15 protein-coding genes are annotated in these 22635 nt (G+C 61.4%); 6 read left to right on the top strand and 9 right to left on the bottom strand.

Features of this window, described 5'->3' with window-relative positions; all coding sequences use genetic code 11:
- Positions 1 to 153: 153 nt before the first annotated feature.
- Positions 154 to 2946: a TonB-dependent receptor domain-containing protein gene (locus I6A82_RS10925; RefSeq protein ID WP_198094895.1), complete on the bottom strand. Its 2793-nt coding sequence runs from the start codon at positions 2944 to 2946 to the stop codon at positions 154 to 156.
- Positions 2947 to 3042: 96 nt separating this feature from the next.
- On the bottom strand, positions 3043 to 4683 hold the full coding sequence (locus tag I6A82_RS10920) for a hypothetical protein (RefSeq protein ID WP_198094894.1): 1641 nt from the start codon (positions 4681 to 4683) through the stop codon (positions 3043 to 3045).
- Between the two features lie 365 nt (positions 4684 to 5048).
- Between I6A82_RS10920 and I6A82_RS10915 the strand changes: the two genes are divergently transcribed.
- The gene (locus I6A82_RS10915) at positions 5049 to 5975 is read left to right on the top strand and encodes a crotonase/enoyl-CoA hydratase family protein (RefSeq protein WP_198094893.1); all 927 of its coding nucleotides are present in this window, start codon (positions 5049 to 5051) and stop codon (positions 5973 to 5975) included.
- A gap of 23 nt (positions 5976 to 5998) precedes the next feature.
- On the opposite strand, the gene I6A82_RS10910 is transcribed toward I6A82_RS10915, so the two are convergent.
- Together I6A82_RS10910 and I6A82_RS10905 are read right to left on the bottom strand one after the other, a co-directional pair.
- Positions 5999 to 8392 carry a hybrid sensor histidine kinase/response regulator gene (locus tag I6A82_RS10910; protein ID WP_198094892.1) on the bottom strand — a complete coding sequence of 798 codons (2394 nt, stop codon included), beginning with the start codon at positions 8390 to 8392 and terminating at the stop codon, positions 5999 to 6001.
- 92 nt (positions 8393 to 8484) lie between these two features.
- The gene (locus tag I6A82_RS10905; protein ID WP_198094891.1) at positions 8485 to 10632 is read right to left on the bottom strand and encodes an EAL domain-containing response regulator; all 2148 of its coding nucleotides are present in this window, start codon (positions 10630 to 10632) and stop codon (positions 8485 to 8487) included.
- 124 nt (positions 10633 to 10756) lie between these two features.
- On the opposite strand from I6A82_RS10905, the gene I6A82_RS10900 reads away from it, so the two are divergent.
- Positions 10757 to 12046, top strand: coding sequence for a cation:proton antiporter (locus I6A82_RS10900; RefSeq protein WP_198094890.1), 1290 nt, complete (start codon positions 10757 to 10759; stop codon positions 12044 to 12046).
- Between the two features lie 8 nt (positions 12047 to 12054).
- Here I6A82_RS10900 and I6A82_RS10895 read toward each other — a convergent pair whose 3' ends face one another.
- On the bottom strand, positions 12055 to 12594 hold the full coding sequence (locus tag I6A82_RS10895; RefSeq protein WP_232343421.1) for a group I truncated hemoglobin: 540 nt from the start codon (positions 12592 to 12594) through the stop codon (positions 12055 to 12057).
- Positions 12595 to 12607: 13 nt separating this feature from the next.
- On the bottom strand, positions 12608 to 13588 hold the full coding sequence (locus tag I6A82_RS10890; RefSeq protein ID WP_232343420.1) for a DUF3034 family protein: 981 nt from the start codon (positions 13586 to 13588) through the stop codon (positions 12608 to 12610).
- Positions 13589 to 13927: 339 nt separating this feature from the next.
- Here I6A82_RS10890 and I6A82_RS10885 point away from each other — a divergent pair, with 339 nt between their 5' ends.
- Together I6A82_RS10885 and I6A82_RS10880 are read left to right on the top strand one after the other, a co-directional pair.
- On the top strand, positions 13928 to 14551 hold the full coding sequence (locus I6A82_RS10885) for a methylamine utilization protein (RefSeq protein WP_198094889.1): 624 nt from the start codon (positions 13928 to 13930) through the stop codon (positions 14549 to 14551).
- Positions 14552 to 14597: 46 nt separating this feature from the next.
- Positions 14598 to 16895, top strand: a complete 2298-nt coding sequence (locus I6A82_RS10880; protein WP_198094888.1) for a putative bifunctional diguanylate cyclase/phosphodiesterase — start codon at positions 14598 to 14600, stop codon at positions 16893 to 16895.
- A 34-nt stretch (positions 16896 to 16929) separates the two neighbouring features.
- Here the strand turns inward: I6A82_RS10880 and pip are convergent, their stop codons facing one another.
- Genes pip through I6A82_RS10865 form a run of 3 tightly spaced genes read right to left on the bottom strand, consistent with a single transcriptional unit; the run spans position 16930 to position 19618 of the window.
- Entirely contained in the window at positions 16930 to 17883 is a 954-nt protein-coding gene (gene pip / locus I6A82_RS10875; RefSeq protein ID WP_198094887.1) for a prolyl aminopeptidase, read from the bottom strand.
- A gap of 44 nt (positions 17884 to 17927) precedes the next feature.
- The gene (locus I6A82_RS10870) at positions 17928 to 18941 is read right to left on the bottom strand and encodes a histone deacetylase family protein (RefSeq protein WP_198094886.1); all 1014 of its coding nucleotides are present in this window, start codon (positions 18939 to 18941) and stop codon (positions 17928 to 17930) included.
- Positions 18942 to 18991: 50 nt separating this feature from the next.
- Positions 18992 to 19618: a class I SAM-dependent methyltransferase gene (locus I6A82_RS10865; RefSeq protein ID WP_232343419.1), complete on the bottom strand. Its 627-nt coding sequence runs from the start codon at positions 19616 to 19618 to the stop codon at positions 18992 to 18994.
- 288 nt (positions 19619 to 19906) lie between these two features.
- Here I6A82_RS10865 and I6A82_RS10860 point away from each other — a divergent pair, with 288 nt between their 5' ends.
- Together I6A82_RS10860 and I6A82_RS10855 are read left to right on the top strand one after the other, a co-directional pair.
- Positions 19907 to 22063 (top strand): TonB-dependent siderophore receptor, encoded by a 2157-nt coding sequence (locus I6A82_RS10860; RefSeq protein ID WP_198094885.1) that lies wholly within the window; start codon positions 19907 to 19909, stop codon positions 22061 to 22063.
- Positions 22063 to 22632 carry a hypothetical protein gene (locus I6A82_RS10855; protein ID WP_198094884.1) on the top strand — a complete coding sequence of 190 codons (570 nt, stop codon included), beginning with the start codon at positions 22063 to 22065 and terminating at the stop codon, positions 22630 to 22632. The genes I6A82_RS10860 and I6A82_RS10855 overlap by 1 nt, the downstream gene beginning before the upstream one ends.
- Positions 22633 to 22635: the final 3 nt, after the last annotated feature.

The raw sequence follows: 22635 nt of genomic DNA, 5'->3' as shown, positions 1-22635 counted from the left end.
ATCGCACCCATCCTCCACGCCTTCCGCGCTATGCCTCTAGCATGACAGAGCCATGACAGGCAAAAGTAATGATTGTTACGGCCCGTTGCGTCTTAAGGATCCACGCTATGTCGTTTTCTGGCGGCCGGACACGATGGCCGGCCGCCTTCAGGATCAGAAGCGTGCAGACAGGCTTGCCGCGAAGGTGGTGCCCACTTCATACACGTTGTTCAGCACGGTGTAGCCATCGCCGAACTGCCGTTCGTAGAAATCGCGCCCGGTGATGTTGCGCGCCTCGAACTTCATCTCGAACTGCTGGCCCCAGATATCGAAACCCTGACGGGCGACGATGTCCAGGCGCAGGCCGGGGCTCTCCACGATGTCGGGATCGATGCCGCCGCCGGTATTGCGCGGGCCACGATTGCTCACCCGGTCGCTCGCATAGGTTAGCAGGAAGGTGAGCTGTTGCAGCATGTCGGTGTCTTCGAAACCGAACTGCACATTGGCCAGATGCTCGGACTGCCCAGTGATCGGCCGCCCGTCGACGAACACCTGGTTCGAAGGCAGCGCGAGCGAGTTGTTTGGCGGGCGATAGACCAGCACCGTGTCGCTCTCGTTCGCCTGAATGTTTGACTTGCTGTAGGTGTAATTGGCGGACAGCACGAGGCGCTTGGTGGCAAAGATATCACCGCCAAGGAATTCAAGTGGGAAGAATTTCACCAGCTCGAACTCCGCGCCGTAAAGATTGGCGCTCGGTGCGTTGGCGAAGGTGGCGCTCAGCCGGTTTTCGTTCACGTCCGCAATGGTTTCGATCGGGTTGTCGATCTTCTTGTAGAAACCGGCAATCGAAACACGCTCTCCGCGCCCGGGATAATATTCCACACGCCCTTCGGCGTTGTAGAGCTGGCTGTCGATCAGGAAGGGATTGCCCGAGAAACGGCGATCGGATTCGACATCCTGATAGGGAATGGGTGCCAGTTCACGGAATTGCGGGCGGGCAATGGTTTTCGAACCGCTCAGCCGGAACTGGTAGTTGTCCGCAAAATTCCAGGTCAGCGTCGCGGCGGGCAGGAAGTAATCGTTGTTAAGCTCGCGCACGAAATCGCCGCTGGCATTGGTGCCGAAATAATCGACCAGCGTGATCGCCTGCTTGCCATCTTCATAGCGAACGCCTGCTTCGATGCGCACACCCTGGGCCGGCTCGACCTCCGCCTTGGCATAGACGCCATTGACGGTCAGATCGCCGCGATACTGGATGTTGAGCGTATCGACCGACGTCTCGTTCAGATAGATATTGTTGTAATCGATCGAGCCGGGCGAGAGCAGATACTGGATCGGCAATTGCACGAACGGCAGGATCGTCTCGTTTGCGATCTGGTTTCCGCCATCGCGGAACTCCAGGGTGCGATTGACGAAATCACGCTTCGTGTCGGTGTAGTTATATCCCGCGGACAGCACGATGTTCAATGCGGTCGGTAGCGGATAGGAAACGTCGAACCCGCCGTTCCAGACGTCCTCGTTCAGATCGCTGAAACCGATGCTAGGCGGGGACGCACGCAGATCGTTCACATAAGCAAACTGGCTGGCGCGGAAGAAGTAGGGGATGGTCCATTCAAGCGGCGAATTGCGCTTGGAATTGGCGTAGGACGCCCGCGCATCAACCGAGATGTCGCCGTACCGGAATTCGCCCACGATCTGCGAATTGATCAGCTGGCGCTGGATGTAGCTGGTCTGGCTTTCGATCACATCGAACGGATCGCCCACGCGGGTCAGCACATCCCCCGTGTTGAAGGTGTAGGCACCCGAGCGGCGGGCCAACTTGGACGTGTCGTGAATGTAAAGGTTCGTGAACCGGATCTTGTTGTAGCTGTCGAACTCGGCGCCGATGCCGAGCAGTCCGTTTGCGACAATCCTGTTTTCGGTCCGCACTACCTGCGTGTTACGATTGAACGTCGGGCCGTCGGCAATCTGCTGCGTTGCTTCCCGCGTGCGCCAGCCATTACTGAGCCCGGCATTGGCGATCACCCCGATGCGCGTATCACCGGCATAAAAGGAAAAGCCGCCGCTGGCATCGAAGCTCGCATTGGCCGGAATTTCGAAATTGCGCTGCAGCACGCCGGTGGCCGAAACCGGCACCAGCTTGGCAAGCGAGGAGAGGTCCCCCTCGCTATAGGTTTGCTGCGTGATCGGGCTGCGCGTATCGAGCGCGTTGCGCAGCGAACCGAGATCGCGGCTGCGCGTGCCGTCATCATAGCCGATGACGTCCAGATCGCTGCCATAATAGGTATAGCCGAACTGGGCAGTGGTTTCGGTATCACCGCTGATGCCGGCGCCGATGGTGAAATAATTTTCGTCCGGAATGGCCGGCGTGGTCAGGTTGATTACGCCGCCGCCGAATTCACCGGGATAATTCACCGAATAGCTCTTCTGCACCACCGCGCTGGAGACGACGCTGGTGGGGAACAGATCGAGCGGCACCACGCGGCGCAGAGGCTCGGGAGAGGGGAGGGCAAGGCCGTTCAGCAGCGCGAGCGAATAGCGATCGCCCAGGCCGCGAACGAACACGAAGCCGTTATTGGTGACCGAAAGACCCGTCACGCGGCCGAGCGCGCCAGCAATATCGCCGTCGCCTGCGCGGGCAATCTCTTCGGTGGAGAGCACGTTCACCACCTGCCCGCTGTCGCGGACCGGCTGCGGGATATAGCGGCCCTGGACGATGATTTCGTTGCCGAAATCGCTGGAGCCTGGCGCGGAAATATCGACATTGTCATCGCCTGCGTCCTGGGGGGCGCCGGGCGTTGCGCTATCGATGGTATCCTCATCCGGATCGGGCGCGTCGGCCGCGGTCTCACCCGAGGGCGGCTGCGTGCGCGGCACCGACTGCGTGGTGGACTGGGCGAATGCGGGAACCGCGGAAAGGGCGGTCGAGGCCAGCAGGAGGCAGCCAAGGGTGCGCAGCGTCGGCATAGACATGATCCCTGTTTTACAAATGCTTGTTATTTTTAATGACGGAAGGGCGGCGGCCGCATCGTGCAGCCGCCGCCCCGCATCCGCGTCGGCCGATCAGCTTACGCGGTAGGTCTTGCAGTCCTGCGCGCTGCCGAAGGAAGCGACATCGGTGTTGCAGGTCCAACCCTTGTACCAGGTGTCATTGGCGTCCTTCACCGCGCCGATATAGTTGGGGCTCTGAAGGAAGGCGTCATAGGCCTGGCTGAGGTTGCCGGTCGCCGTTACGCCGTTCTCGTTCGCGCCGTTGATGAACACCGACTGGAGCGAGTTGGTGAAATCGCCATTGTTGTTGGCATTGCCGGCCGCCGTGAACGCCTGCGCTTCGAAATCGTCGCTATCGGGATCATAGAGCGTCGGGCAGTCGAACACGACCGACTGGAACACCGGCGGGCCCTTGTCATTGGCAGACGGGGTATTGTTGCCGGTCTGGGTGGAGCCGGAAGCCTGCACGGTGAAGCTGTTGTCCACATCAAGGCAGCCCGAATTGCTGGCTGCGGCGGATTGGCCGACGACCACGCCATTGATCAGCGCGATATCCGCGCCGCCGCGCAGCTTGATGACGGGCGAATCCGTTTCCGGACTGATGAGCGTGAAGTTGGCGATCACCACATCGGTGCGCGGTGCCTGGTTGGCCGCTGCGGGGTCGCTGGTCGAGCTGTCGATCTCAAAGATCGTGCTGTCGCCGGCTTCACCGGTGTTGGTACCCTGACGACGGATGGCCAGAACGAACTGGATGGCACCCTGATAACCGGTGTCGAGATCGACCGAATCGTCGGATACGCCGGTGAAGATAAGATGCGACATGTCCTGACGGCCGCCGAAGCTTTCGATGCCGTCATCGGCGCTGTTGTGGACCTGGACATAGTCGATCTGCGTGTTCGATCCGACGCCGCCGGTGGTGAGGCCCTGCAGCTCGTTGCCGCCCGAGCCGACGCCGGTGAAGAGGATCTGCACGAAACGGATGGTGCCGGCATCCCAGGTCGGATCATTGCCGCCGTAGAAGATCGGCTGGCCGACCGGACCTTCGACCGAGCGTTCGCAATTGCCCGCGGCAAGCGAGGTGCCGCTGCCGCAATCGGCGACGGGTGCGCGGCCGAGCAACTGGAGGCCGCCCCACAGACGATTGGTCGTGTCCGTCACATTGCCGGTCAGCTGGTCGATATGCGTGAAGATGATGGGATCGTCGGAATTGCCCACTGCTTCCAGGCGCGAGCCGCGGTTGGCGACCAGGAACGAGCTGAGATCGGTGGCAACCACGGTGACGCCGGGATTGATGGTCATAACGACTTCAGAATTGGCGGTGCCGTTGAAGCCGCGATCCAGGCCGATTTCGGTGCGACCGGGCAGGGTGTAGACAAGACCGCTATCGCGGCGGCCGGACAGGGTAATGTTCTGCGTGATCACGCTGCTGTTGATACGGCAGTTGCGCACCGTACCGGCATCGCCCGCCAAGGTGATGATGCCGTTGTCCACCGTGCCGGTGGTGCAGGCCGAAGCAGCGGCCGCCGTGATTTTGCCGGACGGCGGCGCGGGGGTCGGCGTCGGGGTGGGAGTGGGGGTAGGCGCAGGGGCCGGGCTGGGTGCCGGCGGGGTGATCACGATGTCGGGCTGGGCGATGTCATCAGCACCGCAAGCGCTGAGAACCGCGGCCGCCGCGGTGGCGTAGAGGATGCCGCGAAGCTTGGAGTTGATCATGTAAATTCTCCGCATGGAAATCTGGTGCCCGCCAAAGACGGGCGCTGACATGACGATGCGGAGACGAATCCCTTGCCCCCACCGCCGTGAGGGCAGCCTATAGGCAGGCTTCATGACGGGCAGATGCAGCCGGGAAGGCAGTTTGACGAACGAATTATGACGGGCAGGAGACTCTTGCGCCGGAAGCCGCCTGGCGCGCCACGCGCTGTTTATTTCGACGGTTATAAATATGATGCCAAAGCGTCACAGTTTGAAACTAACGAACAGTTCATTCTTGCACCGCTCGATTTTCTGCTATGCTGAGCCAGCTGGCAGGGGTGGCCGGTTCATGACGATAAACATGACCATCAATGGGGGAATGAACCATGGTACTCCACGCCCGTGTTGCCAATGATCAATCGGATGATCGCGGCGATCTAGGCACCGCACCGAACCTGCTGGAGCGGCGGTTCGGGCAGATTTCGCTGCGCCACGATGCCGAGGACGGCATCATATGGTGTTACATGGATCAGAAGGGGCGCCCCAGCTATACCTATGAGCTGGGTGCGGAAATCCAGGAAGTGCATGACTGGATTGCGCGCTGCGCGAAGCCTGGTGCCTCCCCTGAACTGTCCGGCATGCGCTATTTTGTCGGCGCATCGAAAACACCTGGCATCTTCAACCTCGGCGGCGATCTGCGCCATTTCGCCGCCAATATCCGTAACCGCGATCTGCCGGCGATGCGCGCTTACGCGGAAACCTGCACACGGATGCAATATTCGCATGCTACTGGTTTTGGCGCGCCAATCATCACCATGGCGCTGGTGCAGGGCGATGCGCTGGGCGGTGGGTTCGAGCATGCGCTGGCCTTCGATCTGCTGGTGGCCGAACGAAGCGCGCGGCTCGGATTGCCGGAAATCATCTTCAACCTCTTCCCTGGCATGGGCGCCTATAGCTTCCTGCTGCGGCGCGTTGGCCGCAAGATGACGGAAGAATTTATCCTTGGCGGAAAGATTTACGGGGCCGAGGAATTGTACGACATGGGCATCGTCGATATTCTGGCCGAAGATGGCGAAGGGGAGGCGACCGTGATCGACTATACCCGTCGTAATCGATCACGTTTTCATGCCGAGCGGGCGGTCTATTCGGCGCGCAAGGCTTCGCATCCGGTCAGTCTGGATGAGCTTCTGGAGATCACCAATATCTGGGCCGAGACCGCAATGCATCTGACCGATGCCGACGTGCGCAAGATGGAACGCCTGGCCGACGCGCAGGAGCGCCGGATCGCCAAGCGAATGCCGCGCCCCGTCTGACCGTTTGGAAGCCGCGCGGCTAATCAGGCCGCGCGGATGGCCCCGGCGGTCATGGCGGAAAGCTGCTCCTCTACGAGGCGGGCTTGCTGCTTGACCGTTTCGGCCAGACTTACGCCATTTGCGTGGAATTCTGGCGCTGCAATCGTCTCAAGCCGTCCGCACAGCGTCCGCAAATCGCTCGCGCCGATATTGGCAGCAGAACTCTTGATGGCATGCGCGGCAAAGCAAAAAGCCTCAAGCTCTTGCTGGTTTGCCGCGCGCTCAAGATCGACGATCAACTGCTCGACATCCTCGCAATAGCTGAGGCAGAGCGATTCGAGAAATTCGGTACCGCCCATTTCCAAAAGGCTTTCGATCTGCGCGGGATCCAGGACGCTATCGGACGATGACAGTCCGTCCGGCACCGCCATCAGTTTGCCGGGCTCAGCGGCTCCACTGCGCGAACTGCCTTCGGGTTCGGGACAAAATTGTTCCATCGCGCGGATCAGTTCCCCGCGCCGCATGGGCTTAGTGAAGCGCGCGTCCATGCCCGCATCGAGACATTTCTGCGCGGTCTCATCGGTGGCATCGGCGGTCAGGCCAAGGATCGGCAGGCGCCGACGCGGGCCTTCGATCTGCCGCCAGAGAGCGCAGACTTCGATGCCCGATAGCTTGGGCATGTTCACATCCAGCAAGACGATGTCGAAGTTGAGGTTCTCCAGCGCCTCAAGCGCCTCCTCACCATCGACGGCAAAATGCACTTCATGGCCGATGGATTCTAGGATGGTTTTCAATACCTCGCAATTGGTACGATTATCGTCGGCGACGAGGACACGGCGCGGCGACATGAGGATCTGCGCGGCCGGTGCCAGCTCCGCCTGCGCATCGGACGGGGGCGTTCCGCGGAACGAGCAGCCGATCCGGATTGCGCTGCGGAGCGCGGCAAAGTCCGGCTGGTGCGGGATAACGGTGGCGAACGCCGCGCGCAGGGCAATATCTTCCAGATTGGCGGAGCGGTCTGCGGACTGAAGAACCGCCGGGGTTCGTGCTTCGATGAATTGCTGCCAAAGCGGATCGGCGCTCGAGACCATATTTGCGATCGCTTCGTCGATGACGGCGATTTCATATTTTTGAAGCTCTGCGCTCTTCAGCGCCGCCCGCAGATCGTCAGCATCTACGCACGGTTTCCAGTCGATTCGATAGCGGGGGTCGGAATTTTCCAATTCCTTACCGCCGAGATGGATGATCGCCGCGGCTTCGGTCTCCGCGCTTTCTTTCTCACCATCGCTTTGCTGAACAAAGCTGGCGGGGCCGCGATAGGTGAAGCGGCTGCCAACGCCAGGTTCGCTCTCGACCGAGAGGACACCGCCCATGCGATCAGCGAATTGCCGGCAGATCGCGAGCCCTAGTCCGGTGCCGCCGAACCGATCCAGAACGCTCTCATCCGCTTGGACAAAGGGCTCGAAAATGCGCTGCTGTGCTTCCGGCGCGATGCCGACCCCGCTGTCTTCAACCGCGAACCACAGCTCCGGGCCGTCCGTAGCCTGCGCGATGCCGCATTCGATGATGACCTGTCCTTCGGCAGTGAATTTGATTGCGTTGCTGGCAAGGTTCAGCATCATGTTGCGGACCATTTCCGCGGGGCCGCAGATCTGCTGGTCGCTGCCCGGCGCGGCATGGACGTGCAGATCGATGCCTTTTTCCTGTGCCTGCGGTATCAGGATGTCACGTGTTTGTGCGACCAGATCCGGCAGGGTGTAGGCGCTTTCCGAAACCGGGCCTTGCACACTTTCGCTGCGCGAGGCGTAAAGCAATTGCTCGATCAGATAGAGCAGATGCTCAGCGGCCTTGTGGCTGCTACCGACCATTGCGGCAATTCGGGGGCTGAGATTTTCCTCCTCGAGCTGCGTCGCGTACCCGATAATCGCATTGAGCGGTGTGCGCAGTTCGTGGCTGACGCTGGCGAGAAAGTAGCTCTTAGCGCGGTTGGCGGCCGTGGCCTGCTCGGTAGCGCGAGAGAGTTTTGCGATAAGCGTGGAGCAATAGGCCGGCAGCATCAGCAGACCCGCCAGCAAAGCCGCGGCCAGAACGGGCATGTCATGCCAGAAAGGAGAAACGGCGACTACGGTGGCAAAAGAAACAGCCATCGCTCCTGCTGCCAAGAACAGCCATCTGTTGCCGAAGCGAAACCCGTTGCCCAGAACCGCCCACATCATGATCACCCAGGCGAACGACATCTGCGCAGGCTCGAGAATCTGTGCGACGGCGGCCATCGTGGCATCGAGCAAGATCGAGCTGATCCAGCGCATTTGCGGCTTCATGCCGGTGCGCCGCCCGAGCATTAGCAAAGCATTGCAGCTGAGATAGATGCTGAAAGCCGCTATCACATAAGAAGAAATGCCGGTCAGCCAGCAGACGATCAGGGCGAGCGAACCCATGACCAGACGGTTGCTAAGAATCTCGCGTTCTCCCTTCCAGCGGCGGTCGCTGGTTGGGATGGGCTCAAAACCGGTGAAGAGTGGGCGAGGGTTCACGGGCGGCTTTGCAGGTGGTTGGTGGAGCCAACGAGCATGCGCTCGATATCGCCGCTGGCCATAGGTTTGCCCGTTAGCCAGCCCTGGATTTCGTCGCAGCCGGCTGCTCGCAGCAGATCGAACTGTTCCTGCGTCTCGACACCCTCGGCCACCACTTTCATCTGCAAGGCATGCGCCAGATGGGCGATAGTGCTTATGATCGCCCGGTCCGCCGAGCTTTCCGTAATCCGCATGACGAAGGCCCGGTCGATCTTGAGCCGCGTGGCAGGCAGATCGCGCAGATATTGTAGCGAGCTGTATCCGGTTCCAAAGTCATCGATCGAAATATTGATCCCCGCCTTGCGAAGGGTCTTGAGGGCGCTGATGATCTCGCCATTTCGCTCGAGCAACACCTCTTCGGTTATTTCGATGCATAAATAAGCAGGGTCCACGCCGAACCGTTCGATGCGGCTGAGGATCTCATGGACCACATCCTGCGTCAGAAATTGGCGCGGCGAGATATTGATGGCAATCCGGGGAACGAACAGGCCGCGATCGCGAAGGCGAACGATCTGGCGGCAGGCCGCATCGATCACCCAGTTTCCGATCATGTCCATCAGCCCGCTATCGCTGGCGACGGGAAGGAAGTCTTTGGGCAACAGGCGTCCGCGTGTGGGATGGTTCCAGCGGATGAGCGCTTCCATTCCGACAGGATTTCGATCGGCGATTTCGACGACCGGCTGAAATTCCAATTCGAATTGTCCCGCCGCAATCGCTTCGCGCAGTTCGATTTCGGTGCGCGCGTTCGCCTGGGCCACCTGATTGAGTTCGGGCGAGAAGAAACAGTAGCCGTTCCGGCCCCGTCCCTTGGCATCGTACATGGCGAGATCGGCCAGCCGCAAAAGCTCGTCCGCATCGTCGCCATCGCCAGGGATCAGCGCAATGCCGATGCTGGCGCCGACAACCTGCTCGACGCCGTTGATCTCGTAAGGACGGTTGATATCCCGCAGCAGGCCAGCGCAGCGACGGCTGATTTCGTCCGGCCCTGTCATCCCGCGAAAGACCAGCGCAAACTCATCTCCGCCGATGCGGGCGGCGATCTCGTCCGGCTGAATGATCGCGTTGAGGCGGTCTGCAACCTCGCGCAGCAGGATGTCGCCCGTCTGGTGGCCGCGCGTATCATTGATGATCTTGAACCGATCGAGATCGAGCAGCAGCAAGGCTGCGCATCCAGGCTTGTCCTCAGCCTCGTCGATGGCCTGTCCCAGCCGTTCCTGGAGCAGAGCGCGGTTCGGCAGGCCGGTGAGCATGTCGTGCAGTGCGAGGTGCGTCCGGTGTTCCTCGGCAAATTTGCGCGCCGTTATATCGACCGCGGTCGTTAGCACGCCCATCGTCTCGCCTTCGCGATTGAGGAGCGGGTTCTTGTTGCAGTGAAAGATCAGCTCGACGCCGTCATTGCTTAGGCGCTCTTCATAATGCGGGAGCGGTTCGCCGCTTTCCAGAACGATCGCGTCGCGCCTACGTTCGCGCTCGCCGAACTTCCTCGGGCACAGCGAATACATGTCACGACCGACAAGCTGGTTCGGCTGACGATTGAACATGGCCGCCTGATAAGCGTTCAGGAACAGGCACTTGCCGTCCTTGTCCAACGCGTTGATCATGATCGGGATGGTGTCGATGATCTGTTCGAGCATCGACTTTGCCGCTTCGTCTCCCGGAGTTCCGCTTTTGACGGCATGCGCATGTCGCCCCAGATCGGTTGCGCGCTGAGCGATCTCGCGCTTGCGCGCGCGCTGCTCAAGCAGCTTGAGCGAGCGTTCCTTGAATTCCGGCTGGGAAACCGGGCTTTGCAGAAAATCGGTGGCACCTGCATCCAAGGCTGCGATTCGGCATTCGCGGTCCTGATGCGCGGTGATGATGATGGCCGGAATATCGCCCCCGGCTGGCATTAAGCGCACCTTGCGGATGAATTCGGCGCCGCTCATCTCGGGCATGCGGTAATCGACGATCAGCAGATCGGCACGCTCGGTCTCCAGAAAACCCAATGCGTCCAGGGGGTTGCTGAAGCAATGGGTTTCAAAGCCAGTACCCATCATCTTCACAAACTGCGCATAGATGCGCAGATTGGTGGGACGATCATCAATGATGACAACTCTGGCCTGCATAGATCTCGCAGCTAGAGGGCGTTGCTATAAATTTGGTTAATTCGCGCTCAATTCTAATCTTGATTAATGTGGCAAGTCGTGACCGCGCTGGCATTCAGACCCTAAGCGGCGCTAGGCGTGGGGGATGCACGAAACATCCTCTCTATCTGCGTTCGACGCGGCTGCCATCGTCGTCGTAATCGCCGCGGTCCTGTCTTACTGCAATCATCGCTTCATTCGGCTGCCGCATGTCATCGGGCTTACCGTGATGGGTGCCGGAACATCGGTGATCCTGATTCTGATCGACGAGTTCGTGCCCGGCACGGCCATCTCGGACATGGTGGAGGCCTTCCTCACCCGCATCGATTTCTCGCAGACGCTGATGCAGGGCATGCTCAGTTTCCTGCTGTTCGCAGGCGCCCTCCACGTCGATCTGGCGGAATTGCGCAAGGGCTGGTTCGCGGTCTTGCTGCTCAGCACACTGGGTGTGTTGATATCCACGATCATCGTCGGCGGGGCGTTCTTTCTGCTGACCGGCGCGATGGGCATCGCGATACCGTTTATCTGGTGTCTCGTCTTCGGGGCGCTCATCAGCCCCACAGATCCCGTGTCGGTTCTTGGCATCCTCAAGCGCTTTGCCGTGCCGCCGGCTCTCCAGGCGACCGTGGCGGGAGAGAGCCTGTTCAATGACGGCGTGGGCGTCGTGGTGTTCACGATCCTGCTCAGCGCTGCCGTAACCGGCGCGGACTTTTCATTGTCAGAGGGGCTACGGCTCTTCGCCTTGGAAGCGGGCGGCGGTATCCTGGTGGGCCTAGCCAGCGGCTATGTGGCCTTTCGCGCTATGCGCAGCGTCGACGAGTATGCGCTGGAGGTGCTGATCAGCCTGGCCGTGGTCATGGGCGGCTATGCCTTCTGTTCGAATTTCCATCTCGCCGGGCCGGTGGCGATGGCGGTGGCGGGGCTGCTGATTGGCAATCAGGGCGTGACCTATGCGATGAGCGACGTGACGCGCGATTATGTGCTGAAATTCTGGGAGCTGATCGATGAGCTGCTGAACAGCGTCCTGTTCCTGCTGATCGGCTTGGAAATTATCGTGATCGCCATCAGCCCGGAGCTGGCGATACTGGGGCTAGCTGCGATCCCGCTGGTCTTAGCGGGGCGCGCCATTGCGGTCGGTGGCCCGATGATTCTGCTGCGCCCGCTGGGGCTGGTAGGTGAGGGCGGCTATCGCATTCTCGTCTGGGGCGGCCTGCGCGGCGGCATCTCCATCGCACTGGCGCTGGCTCTGCCTGCGGGCGACATTCGCAACACGCTGCTCGCCGCGACTTTCTTCGTCGTTCTCTTTTCGGTACTGATCCAGGGTGCAACGGTCGGCCGCATGGTGAAGAAAATCGGCCGGGGCGGCAGCGATGGTTCAGCGGAGGCGGCGCAGTGAGCGTCTTCTCAGCGCTTCAGCACGTCACCGCGCATCGGCGCAAGTTTGGCAAGTAACCGGTTCTGGCTGGCAAAAGGGATATCTTGCTCACGCATCGCCTGTTGCAGATTCTCCACGAGCGCGTTCATGTCGTTGACCTGTAGCCCCATATCCTTGTGGGCGGCGCGCATGTCGCGGCCCGTATAGTCGCACCCGGCAGCCAGGATGTAGCAGAACTGTTCGAACAGCGTCCGGCGCAGGCGCACCATGTCATGCCCTTCGAAGATCGCGGCCGTACGCGGATCGGCCTGATTGATCTCGATCAGCCTGTCGGTCATCTGCCGGATACCGGGCTGCCCGCCGAAGTCGTGGGCAAGGGTGTCGCTTCGCACCGGAGCGGCTCCGGCATTGGCATTGTTCTGCGCATAAGGATTTACCGGAAATTCGCCGGTAACGGGATCGCGCTTCTCCTCCTCGATACCGAGTGCTTTGGCCCAGTCGACAGGTTGCTGCGTTGCGGACGCTGCCGGGTCTTGCAACATGAGCAGGAGGGGAAGGATGATGGGCATAAACGGTCTCTGATTAAAAGGCTGCTTGAAGCGAAAGGAGGCCGCCGCGCTGATTGTCGGCGATCGCGATCGTGCCAAGGTCGGCATAGGCGGCGGTCAGCGTGAAGTGGTCGCCCAGCGCCAGCGCGGCGAACAGATCCCACCAGTCATCCTCTCGGGCGATGCCGAGATTATTGGGTTTCGTCCGATACTCGCCGCCCACCACGAAGTTGCGCGAAAGCATATATCCCAGACTGCCCTCGAACTGCACCGAACGATTATCCGATCGATCGCCGCCAAAGCCGAGAAGGCCGAGCTGGTTCGCCTTGGTGAATCGCACGGTGGCGTTGGCGAGCAGACTCTGGCTCAGGAATATCTTGGTGGCCGCTACGTAGAAATCGGTGCCGTCGTCGGACACCGCGCCGACAGCCTGCGTTACCGCATCGTCCAGATTGTTCTTGTACTGCACACCGACGGCAACTTGGGGCAGCAGGGGCGGCCCGTAGACCGCGCTTCCGAACAGCCGAACCTTGGCGCCCCAGACATCCTGATTGAGCACATAGCTGCGCCCGAGGCCGAGCGCAGCACCGACGTCGAGCGTATCGAGGTTCTGGCGCGCATAGCTGAGCTCCACCCGGTCGAATAATCCGATGGCGGCTCCGTGGCTCTGCCAGTTGTAATCGGGCAGTTCCACATAGGTCACATGCGCTGATCCGCCAATGCCCTGAACGGTCTCCTTGCCCGCGATCAGCCCCCAGCCGGCCAAACCGCCACCCGAAGCGCCGTCCAGCGTGGCGATGCCGTTCGTCAGCCGCAGCTTTCCGCCCCAGCGAAGGCCGCCATAATGACTGCGGCCCGGCACGGCAGGCACCGAAGCATCGATCGGCGGGGGCGGAGGGGGCGGCACCTCCAGCGTGTCGCCGTTGTAGCTGACGACGGACATCGATCCTGATGGAGCATCCATCGACGCCGCTGTCTCATCGCCCGTCATCATCGCGCCGCTGTCGTCGGTCATGAACCCGGCGCTTTCAACCGGCTGAACGGCTATCGGGTCTGTCCGCCCGTCCGCATAGCTAACCGTCTCGGTCGGCGTGATGGCCGCGAGATCAAGGGCGATTTGCTGGGCATGAACAGCTGTTGCCGGGCCCATGGCGCAGAGGGCGAGAATTACCCTCCCGCCTTTTTTGCGCAGACCGGGAGTCGAGGCATTAGTCATGCCGCCGAGAGCTAGTTCGATCGGGTAAAAAAGCTTTTAAGCATCGGAGGAAGCCTATCGGCGCCGCCCGGACTTTTCGGCGGATCTGGGGAAGGCTGCTTAATCAATTGTCAGCCATTGCGGACTAGACGGTCGGCTATGATTGCCAAACTCTCCATCGCGGCGGCAGCCCTTTCCGGCGCCGTCGCGCTTGCTTTATCTGCACAGGCGGGCCCCGGTTCGACGTTAGCGGTTCAGGTAAAAGACGCTCGCGGTCTTCCGATCAAGGATGCCGTTGTCACGATCTACCCCGCCGCGGGCGTGAGCGTTCCGAAGGGTTTTTCCTGGCCTAACGCGATGGGCCAGAAGGATCTGGCGTTTGTTCCGGGAACATTGATCGTCGCTAAAGGATCGAACGTCGCTTTCCCCAATTTTGACCGGGTGAGGCACAGCGTCTACAGCTTTTCAAAACCGGCCAAGTTCGAGATCAACCTTTATGGGAGCGATCAGACGCGCTCGCAGAACTTTCCGATTGCCGGTACGGTAGCGGTTGGCTGCAATATCCACGATCAGATGCGCGGCTATATCAAGGTCGTCGATACGCCCTTCGCCGCGAAGACCGATCGGGAGGGGCGTGTCCGGTTCGATGGCTTGCCGGCAGGCGGGGCCAAGGTGCGCATCTGGTATCCAAGCGCAGTGGCCGCGGACAATGAGGCCGAACACGCCACCAGCCTGAACGGCGGGTTCAACAGTCGCTCTGTCGTGCTGCCGCTGCGCGGATGACGTCCGTCATATGAACCTGACGCGTTTACAACACCGTTTCGCTAGCATGAATTTTCGCGTGGGATCGCTGCGCGTGCGCATCGCGGTCATCTATGCGCTGCTGTTCGCGGCAGCGTTCGGTGCGGTCATCATGGTGGCGAGCGGAGGGATCGAGGCCTATGCGGCGCGCGTCATCTCGCGCGACATGGCGGCTAATGCTGATGTATTCGAGGAAATACTCGAACTGCGCGCCAGCGAGATGCGCGCGCAGGCCGACGTCCTTTCAGGCGATTTCGGTTTTCGCAAGGCGGTCGCCCTTGGCGATAATCTCACTATTGAAAGCGCGCTCGATAGCCTGAAAGCCCGTGCCGGTGTGCCGGAGGCTTTTGTGGTGGAGGCCAGCGGCGCAATCATCGGCGATGCCAGGGCCTTGTCCGCAAAGGAGCGACGCGGGCTGTTCCAGGCGCTCTCGAATGGAGAGAGCGCGGGCATCGTGACGGTGTCGGACAATCCCGCAAGCGCCGTTGCCGCGCCTATTCAACTTCCGGACCTCGCCGGATGGCTCGTGTTGGCAGAACCGCTGACCAAAAGCGCGCTGACCAGTCTTTCGGAGCTTTCCGCTATTCCGCTGGAAAGCCGGATCGTGGCAGCCAACAAATTGCCGCAGAACATTACGGTTTCCAGCGACACGAGCCCGATCGAGCGGTCCGAAGATGGCGAGCGCATCCTTTATCGCGCTTCGGCGCTTCCATCGCTCAGCGGATCGATGAAGCCGGTTTTGCTGCTGCGCCACTCGCTGAGCGAGGCCTTGTCCGAATATCGGCCCCTGATCTGGCTGCTGGCCCTGCTCGGTGTGATCGGCGTTTGTGCCACGATCGTCTTGGGATGGCTGATCGCGCGTGGAATCACCCGCCCGATCGCCAAGCTGGATGCGGCCGCTCAGCGCGTGGCAGACGGGCATCATGCTTTTGTGAACGTGCGCTCACGTGACGAGGTGGGGCGCCTCGCGACCAGCTTCAACACCATGATCCAGGCGATCCATGACCGTGAGCGCAAGATATCGCATATTGCGCTGCATGACATCTTGACAGATCTGCCCAATCGGAAGCTGTTCACCGAACAGCTCAATTCCGCCCTTGCCCGCATGACGAATGGCAAGAGAGTGGCGGTCTGCTATCTTGATCTCGACAATTTCAAACTGATCAACGACACCTCCGGCCATCCGGCGGGCGACGCTGTTCTGAAAGAGATTGCGCGGCGCCTGACCAGCTTCATGCCGGGGGCGGTTGTGTCGCGTCAGGGCGGCGATGAGTTCGCGGTGATGATCGCCGATATCGAAGCGGACGAAGATATGCTGGGCCATGCCGAGCAGCTTTTCCACTGCTTCGATGAGCCCGTGACGATCGGACGGCAGCAGGTGCCGATCAATGCCAGTATCGGTATTTCCTGCTCACCAGACGACGGCATGGAAGCGGAGACGCTGATCAAGAATGCCGATCTGGCCCTTTATCGGGCGAAGCAGGAAGGCAAGGCCGGCTATCAATTCTTTGAACAGGCGATGGATGACGCAGCCCGCCGGCGCCGCCAGCTGGAACTGGACCTGCGCATCGCGCTCAGTGAAGGTCAGTTCGAGCTGTATTTTCAGCCGCTCTACAGCCTTTCCGAAGAACGGCTGGTCGGGTTCGAATCCCTGTTGCGCTGGCACCACCCCCAGCGCGGCATGGTTTCACCCGCAGAGTTTATCCCTCTAGCAGAGGAAACGGGGCTCATCATCCCGATCGGCGAGTGGGTGATCCGAGAGGCCTGTCGTCAGGCAGCGCAGTGGCCGGAGCGGCTTCGCGTGGCGGTCAATGTCTCATCGATCCAGTTCAAGAGCACCAATCTCCAGAATGCGATCCTGCAGGCGCTTGCGCAAAGCGGCCTTGAGCCATCTCTCTTGGAGGTGGAGATCACCGAGTCGGTATTCATCGCCGATATCGATCAAACACTCGACCTCTTGCATAAGCTGCGCAGCCTGGGCGTGCGCATCTCGCTCGACGATTTCGGCACGGGCTATAGCTCGCTCAGCTATCTGCGCAGCTTCCCATTCGACAAGATCAAGATCGACCGCAGCTTCGTGACCGATCTCGATCAGGGGACGGGCGCCAGCGCAATCATTCGCGCGATCACAACGCTGGCGGGCGCGCTGGGCATGGAAACGCTGGCCGAGGGTGTGGAAGCGGAAGACCAGATCGAATCGCTGCGCCGTGAAGGATGCCAGCAGGCGCAGGGTTTCTGGTATAGCCGGCCCGTTCCCGGCGGCGAGGTTGGCAGGATCGTGAGCCGTCTCGGCGATCCCGGCGCGCGCATGCAATCCGTCGCCTGACGGCAGGACGCGTCCTTCTCCAGCAGTTGCGGGTTCAGTTCTTGGCGAACTGATCCGTCGCGCGGATCAGCCGATCGAGGATGCCCGGTTCGTCATAGGTATGGCCTGCGCCCTCTACGATGTGCAGCTCCGATCCCGGCCACGCCTTGTGCAGCTCCCACGCGGTGCGCGCATGGCAGGGCATGTCGTAACGGCCGTGGACGATAATGGCGGGAATTCCGTGCAGCGTGCCGATGTCACGCAGCAATTGGCCTTCCTCCATCCAGCCGCGGTTGACGAAATAATGCGTCTCGATACGCGCAAAGGCCAGGGCGAAGCGGTCTTCCTCGAACGCGTCCGCCGCTTGTCTGTCCGGCAGCAGCCGGATGGTGTTCCCCTCCCATCCGGACCAGCGTTTGGCGGCCTCCAGCCGCTCCTCCATTGCTCCTTCGGTCAGGCGTTTATGGTAGGAAGCGAGCACATCTTCGCGCTCCTCCGGCGATAGCGGGCCGACCAGGGCTTCCCAACGTTCGGGAAACATCTCCGACACGCCGTAGCGATAATACCAGTCCATCTCCGCCTGCGTGAGCAGATAGATGCCGCGCAGCACCAGCTCGCTCACGCGCTCGGGGTGCGTCTCCGCATAAGCGAGCGCGAGGGTGGACCCCCAGCTTCCGCCGAAGACCTGCCATTTCTCGGCGCCGGCCATGGTCCGCAGCCGCTCGATATCCTCCACTAGATGCCAGGTCGTGTTCGCTTCCAGCTCTGCATGCGGCGTCGCGCGTCCGCAGCCGCGCTGGTCAAACAGCATGATGTCATAGGCTTCCGGATCGAACAGCCGGCGATGGTCGGGCGAGCAGCCTCCGCCAGGTCCGCCGTGAATGAAAACCACCGGTTTTGCGCCGCGCGTGCCGCAACGCTCATAATAGATTTCGTGCCCGTCGCCGACATCGAGCATGCCGGTTTCATAGGGTTCGATGGGCGGATAGAATGTGCGAAGATCGGTCATGACTTGTACGATATACGGTTGCGCCCTGCGGTAAAGCGGCGCGATCAGTCCCGCCCGAAACCCGACAGAAATGCGGCGACATTTTCTCCCAGTGCATCCACCGCATAGCCGCCTTCCATCACGACGAGCGTTGGCAGGTCGACTGCTGCGATCCGGCGGCTCATTTCGCGATAATCGTCCTGTGTCAGCGCAAAGAAGGAGATCGGATCGCCATCATAGGTGTCCGCGCCGAAACTGACGATCAGGCAGCGCGCGCCCCATTCCCTGATCCGCGCCAGCGCTGCGTCCAATGCGGGCATATAGGTCTCGGCCGTCGTGCCGCGCGGCAGCGGCCAATTTGCCGTCGCGCCTTCACCCGCGCCAGCGCCCATTTCATCAGCATGCCCCCAGAAGAACGGATAGTCCGTTTTGGGGTCAGCATGGATCGAGCAGAACAGCACGCTACCGTCTTCATAGAAGATGTCCTGCGTGCCGTTTCCGTGATGATAGTCGACATCGAGGATCGCCACCGGGCCAAGACCCTGGGCCGCGGCCGCCCTGGCGGCGATTGCGGGTGTGTTGAGGTAGCAATAGCCGCCCATATAGTCCGCGCCGCAATGATGGCCGGGCGGGCGGCACAGGGCGTAGGCGCTGCCTTCACCCGCCGCCAGCGCATCGACGCCCGACAGCGCGGTCTGCGCGGACCAGTAGGCGGCGGTCCAGGTGCCCGCCGAGATCGGGGTCGCCGTATCGAAAGAGTGGGCGCCCAGCTTTGCATCGATCCGTGTGAGATCCAGCGGACGCCGCCGGATGACCGGGAGGGCGTAGGGAATAGCATCGCCGGGCCGGCCCGCCGCGAGCCACTCGTCATGTGCGGTCTGCAGGAAGGCGACATAGTCCGCATCATGCACCGCCAGGATGGGCTCCAAGCCATGATCGGTAACCTCCGCCCAGTCGGCAAAGTGATTTTTGACAGCAAGCGCGCGTGCCGGGGTTTCGGCAAAGTCGGTCCAGTCGCCGTTGTGGAGTTCACGGGCGGGGGCGTGCGCGCACTGACGATCATCGAAGAACAGCTTCATGACCGCGGCGTTTCGGCCATTGTGCCTGGGTGGTCAAGGACGCTGCGGCGTCACGTCTTCCAGCCCCAGAACAGCTCACACGGAAGCACGTTGCGCCATTCATAGCCGCTATCGATATGGTCGAAATGCTTTGCCATGAAGTCGCGCGCGCGTTTGCTGAACTGATAGACAAGGAATGCGCCGCCGGGCCTCAGGACGCGGTGGGTGGCCGCTGCGATTGCCGGACCCACGCCGGCAGGCAAGGTGGAGAATGGCAGGCCGGACAGGACATAGTCAGCCGCGTCATGGCCATGTTCGGCCACGATCCGCTCGACATCGGCCGCGCTGCCCAGCACTGCGGTGAAGCGTGGATCATGAATCGTACGGCGCAGATAGTCGATATAGAGCGGGTTGGTATCGATCACGATCAACGCGCCGTCCGCGCGCAGGCGTTTGAGCACCGGTTCGCAAAAGGTGCCCACGCCCGGCCCATATTCCACGAAAAGCTTGCAGCTGTCCCAGTCCACCGGTTCCAGCATCTTCTCGATAGTGAAGCGCGAGGATGGGATGACAGAGCCGACCATGCGCGGATGCTCAAGGAACCCGCGCGCAAACACGCCCCATTGGCCAAGCAAGCGGCCCGTCCGCTCGCGCAAGGACCGATCGCGTCCCGTCGCAAATTGGTTTGTATCGTTCAAAAGGGAATAACCTCATGTCGCGCTCCCGGTCAGGGCAGCGAAGCAAGCGGCTGCGTTGGCAAAAACGCCTTCGGATTGCAACCGCGTAGGGCAAGGTGAGCATTCCGAGGTAGCGTAACCGAAAGCAGACGCAGTCCGGCGGGTCGCGCGCAGAGGGGCTTCGTGCATCGATGGTCCAGAGAGCCTGATGAACGGCGTCGATCACAATGATCGAATTACCTATTGCGAGTCATTACCATTATCACTAGTCCGGTTGCATAATCGTTCATGCAATTGAAAGCCTAGTCCATGTCTGTCTCCCTCTCCGCGTCCCGCATCGCCCTTGCCGCCGCGATGCTGCTCACCGCTCCCGCGGCCCTGGCGCAGGAGAGCGACGCATCGGATCGTGAGGGGTCCGATTTCGACGAAATCGTGGTGACCGGCTATTTCGACACGGTAACCGCCGGCACCAAAACCGATACGCCGCTGATCGAGGTGCCGCAGCCGATCACGGTGGTGACCGACGATACGTTCAACGATCAGGGCGCGCTCAATATCGCGCAGACGCTGCGCTATGTGTCCGGCGTGCAGTCATCGGCTTATGGCCTCGACAGCCGCGTCGATTCGCAGTTCGTGCGCGGCATCTCGCCGGTTCAATATCGCGACGGGATGCGCGAGCTATTCGGCTTCTACAATTCGATCGCGGCCGACCCTTATGCCTTTTCGCGCGTCGAGCTGGTGCGCGGGCCAGCGTCGGTCCTGTTCGGGCAGGGCAGCATCGGCGGTCTCCTCAACCTCGTCTCCAAGACGCCGCAGTTCGAATTCGGCGGAGGGATTTCGCTTCGCTACGGCTCGTTCGATCGCAAGGAAGTCCTGGCCGACGTAACCGGGCCGCTGTCCGACACTATCGCGGTGCGCCTGACGGGCCGGGCGCGCGATGCCAATACGCAGACCGATTTCGTGCCTGACGACCGCGTGCTGTTTGCGCCTTCGGTCACCTGGCAGCCAAGCATGGACACCTCGCTTACGCTGATCGGTAATTATCAGGAAGACGACGGCGGATCGGTTGCGCAATTCCTGCCGCTCGGCACCGTCCTGTCGGACGACGACCGCGAAAGCGCGCGCAATATCGAACGCAATCCCAACGGCTTTCTGCCCTATTCCACCTTCGTCGGAGAGCCGGGCGATCCCTATGACGGGCGTATCCTCTCGGGCACGGCGCTATTCAATCACCGGTTCAGCGATGTCGTCCGGCTGCAGGCACGGGCGCGCTATATCGACAGCGATATCGATTCGGTCGTGCGCTACACCAACAGCTATTCCAATCCGGTCAATCCGTTCCTCGATGACGATCGGCGTCAAATCCAGCGTTACACACAGGGCGCGCGCGGCGGCATCGACGTGTTCAGTGCGGACGCCGGCCTAGGCTTTCAGTTCGCCACCGGCGCTGCGATCGAGCATGAGGTTCTGGTCGGTGTCGATTACCTCTGGAACGAAACCAACCGGCAAAGCAGTTTCGCGCTCGATACGATCGATCTCTACGCGGATCGTATCAGCAACGGCTTTCCTGCGCCGCCGCTGGGTCCGGTCGCCACGGCATCGCAGGAGCAGATCGGCGTCTATGCGCAGGATCAGATTTCCATCGCGGACCGGGTGCATGTCGTCGTCGGAGGACGTCAGGACTGGGTCGATGACATCAGTACGGCTGGCGTGCAGCAGGACAGCAATGCCTTCACCTGGCGCGCCGGAATTATCGGCGAGCTGGCATTCGATATCCATCCCTTCTTCAGCTATACTGAAAGCTTCCTGCCGATCGCCGGGTTCGATCGGGACGGGGAGGGCTATCGGCCTTCGCGCGGCAAACAATATGAGATCGGCGCGAAATGGCGGCCCGATCGCAGTACGCTGGTGACCGTCACCGGCTATGATATCACCGAGCAGAACCGGCTGATCAACGATCCGAATGATCCCACGAACCGCATCCAGGCGGGCGAGCTGCAATCGCGCGGGATCGAGTTCGAAGCGCGCCGTATCCTGCCGCATAACTTCACCGTGCTGGCGAACTACAGCTATAATGAAGCCGAATTAACCGAAGCGAGCGATCCGCGCCAGATCGGCTTCCAGCTCGACAATGTGCCGAAACACAATGCTTCGCTCTGGCTGTCCAAGACGGTCGATATGGGCGAGTGGTCGCTGCAACTGGGCGGGGGCGCGCATTATGCGGGCGAAAACATCTCGCGTGGCAATGTCGCGCTTCCCGGCGGTGGCAGCGGGGTCAACATTGTCCGCACGCCTGATGTGAGCACCTTCGATGCCTTCGCCGAAGTGACCTACGGCAAGACGAGCATCGCGCTGAACGCCAACAACCTGACCGATGAACGCTACCCCGCTGCCTGTCTGGCCCGCGGCGACTGCTTCCTCGGCGCGGTCCGTAACGTCTTCGTCACGCTGACGCAGGGGTTCTGATGGAACCTGCGCTTGCCATGCCCGTCGCCGTCCTGCTGGCCTGCCTCAGCGTCCTGCTTTTGCGGCGCGCTTGGCGGCGGCGGCAGGGCGCGCGCGCGCCGCGCACCGCTATGGTGGCAAGCGGTTGGTGCGCCTTGGCGCTCGGTTCTATTCTCGCTGCGATCGGGGCAGGGGCCTGGGGTGTCGCGGTGGCAGCGACGGCCGCAATGATGACGGCCATGGCTCTTCTCGGCTTTGCCGCCTGGTCCGCTCCCGCAGGACCGGCGATGGAACGGCAGCGCAGAGCGCAGGCCGCGCCAACGAAGCCGCACCGCGTCTGCGGCAGGATCACCACCTTTCTGCTCGTTGCCGTCGGAGCGTTTGCAGGTGCCGTCGCGCTGGCGCTGGCGCTGCGCTTTCTGGCTCTGTTGGCAGGCTGGAGCGAGGCGGACGCCAATGTAACGATGCTGTTCGTCCAGCCCATCGCCTGGGCGGTTCTCGCCACCGCGCTGCTCGTCACCCCGTCCCGCAAGCGTCAGTTGGGTATCATCGCTTTCTGCGCGGTCCCGGCTCTTCCGGCTTTATTGTAAAGG

The sequence above is a fragment of the Novosphingopyxis sp. YJ-S2-01 genome, assembly GCF_016093175.1.
In the GTDB taxonomy this organism is placed as follows: domain Bacteria; phylum Pseudomonadota; class Alphaproteobacteria; order Sphingomonadales; family Sphingomonadaceae; genus Novosphingopyxis; species Novosphingopyxis iocasae.
Note: the sequence above shows the minus strand (reverse complement) of the source record. Positions and strands in the feature narration are given on the sequence as shown.

Bases quoted from the DNA above. Each gene is read 5' to 3' on its own strand.
- I6A82_RS10920 (WP_198094894.1), bottom strand. From the start codon at position 4,683: ATGATCAACTCCAAGCTTCGCGGCATCCTCTACGCCACCGCGGCGGCC.
- I6A82_RS10880 (WP_198094888.1), top strand. From the start codon at position 14,598: ATGAATTTTCGCGTGGGATCGCTGCGCGTGCGCATCGCGGTCATCTAT.
- I6A82_RS10925 (WP_198094895.1), bottom strand. From the start codon at position 2,946: ATGCCGACGCTGCGCACCCTTGGCTGCCTCCTGCTGGCCTCGACCGCC.
- I6A82_RS10885 (WP_198094889.1), top strand. From the start codon at position 13,928: ATGATTGCCAAACTCTCCATCGCGGCGGCAGCCCTTTCCGGCGCCGTC.
- I6A82_RS10900 (WP_198094890.1), top strand. From the start codon at position 10,757: ATGCACGAAACATCCTCTCTATCTGCGTTCGACGCGGCTGCCATCGTC.
- I6A82_RS10915 (WP_198094893.1), top strand. From the start codon at position 5,049: ATGGTACTCCACGCCCGTGTTGCCAATGATCAATCGGATGATCGCGGC.
- I6A82_RS10870 (WP_198094886.1), bottom strand. From the start codon at position 18,941: ATGAAGCTGTTCTTCGATGATCGTCAGTGCGCGCACGCCCCCGCCCGT.
- I6A82_RS10890 (WP_232343420.1), bottom strand. From the start codon at position 13,588: ATGACCGACGACAGCGGCGCGATGATGACGGGCGATGAGACAGCGGCG.
- I6A82_RS10905 (WP_198094891.1), bottom strand. From the start codon at position 10,632: ATGCAGGCCAGAGTTGTCATCATTGATGATCGTCCCACCAATCTGCGC.
- I6A82_RS10895 (WP_232343421.1), bottom strand. From the start codon at position 12,594: ATGCCCATCATCCTTCCCCTCCTGCTCATGTTGCAAGACCCGGCAGCG.
- I6A82_RS10860 (WP_198094885.1), top strand. From the start codon at position 19,907: ATGTCTGTCTCCCTCTCCGCGTCCCGCATCGCCCTTGCCGCCGCGATG.
- pip (WP_198094887.1), bottom strand. From the start codon at position 17,883: ATGACCGATCTTCGCACATTCTATCCGCCCATCGAACCCTATGAAACC.
- I6A82_RS10855 (WP_198094884.1), top strand. From the start codon at position 22,063: ATGGAACCTGCGCTTGCCATGCCCGTCGCCGTCCTGCTGGCCTGCCTC.
- I6A82_RS10910 (WP_198094892.1), bottom strand. From the start codon at position 8,392: ATGGGTTCGCTCGCCCTGATCGTCTGCTGGCTGACCGGCATTTCTTCT.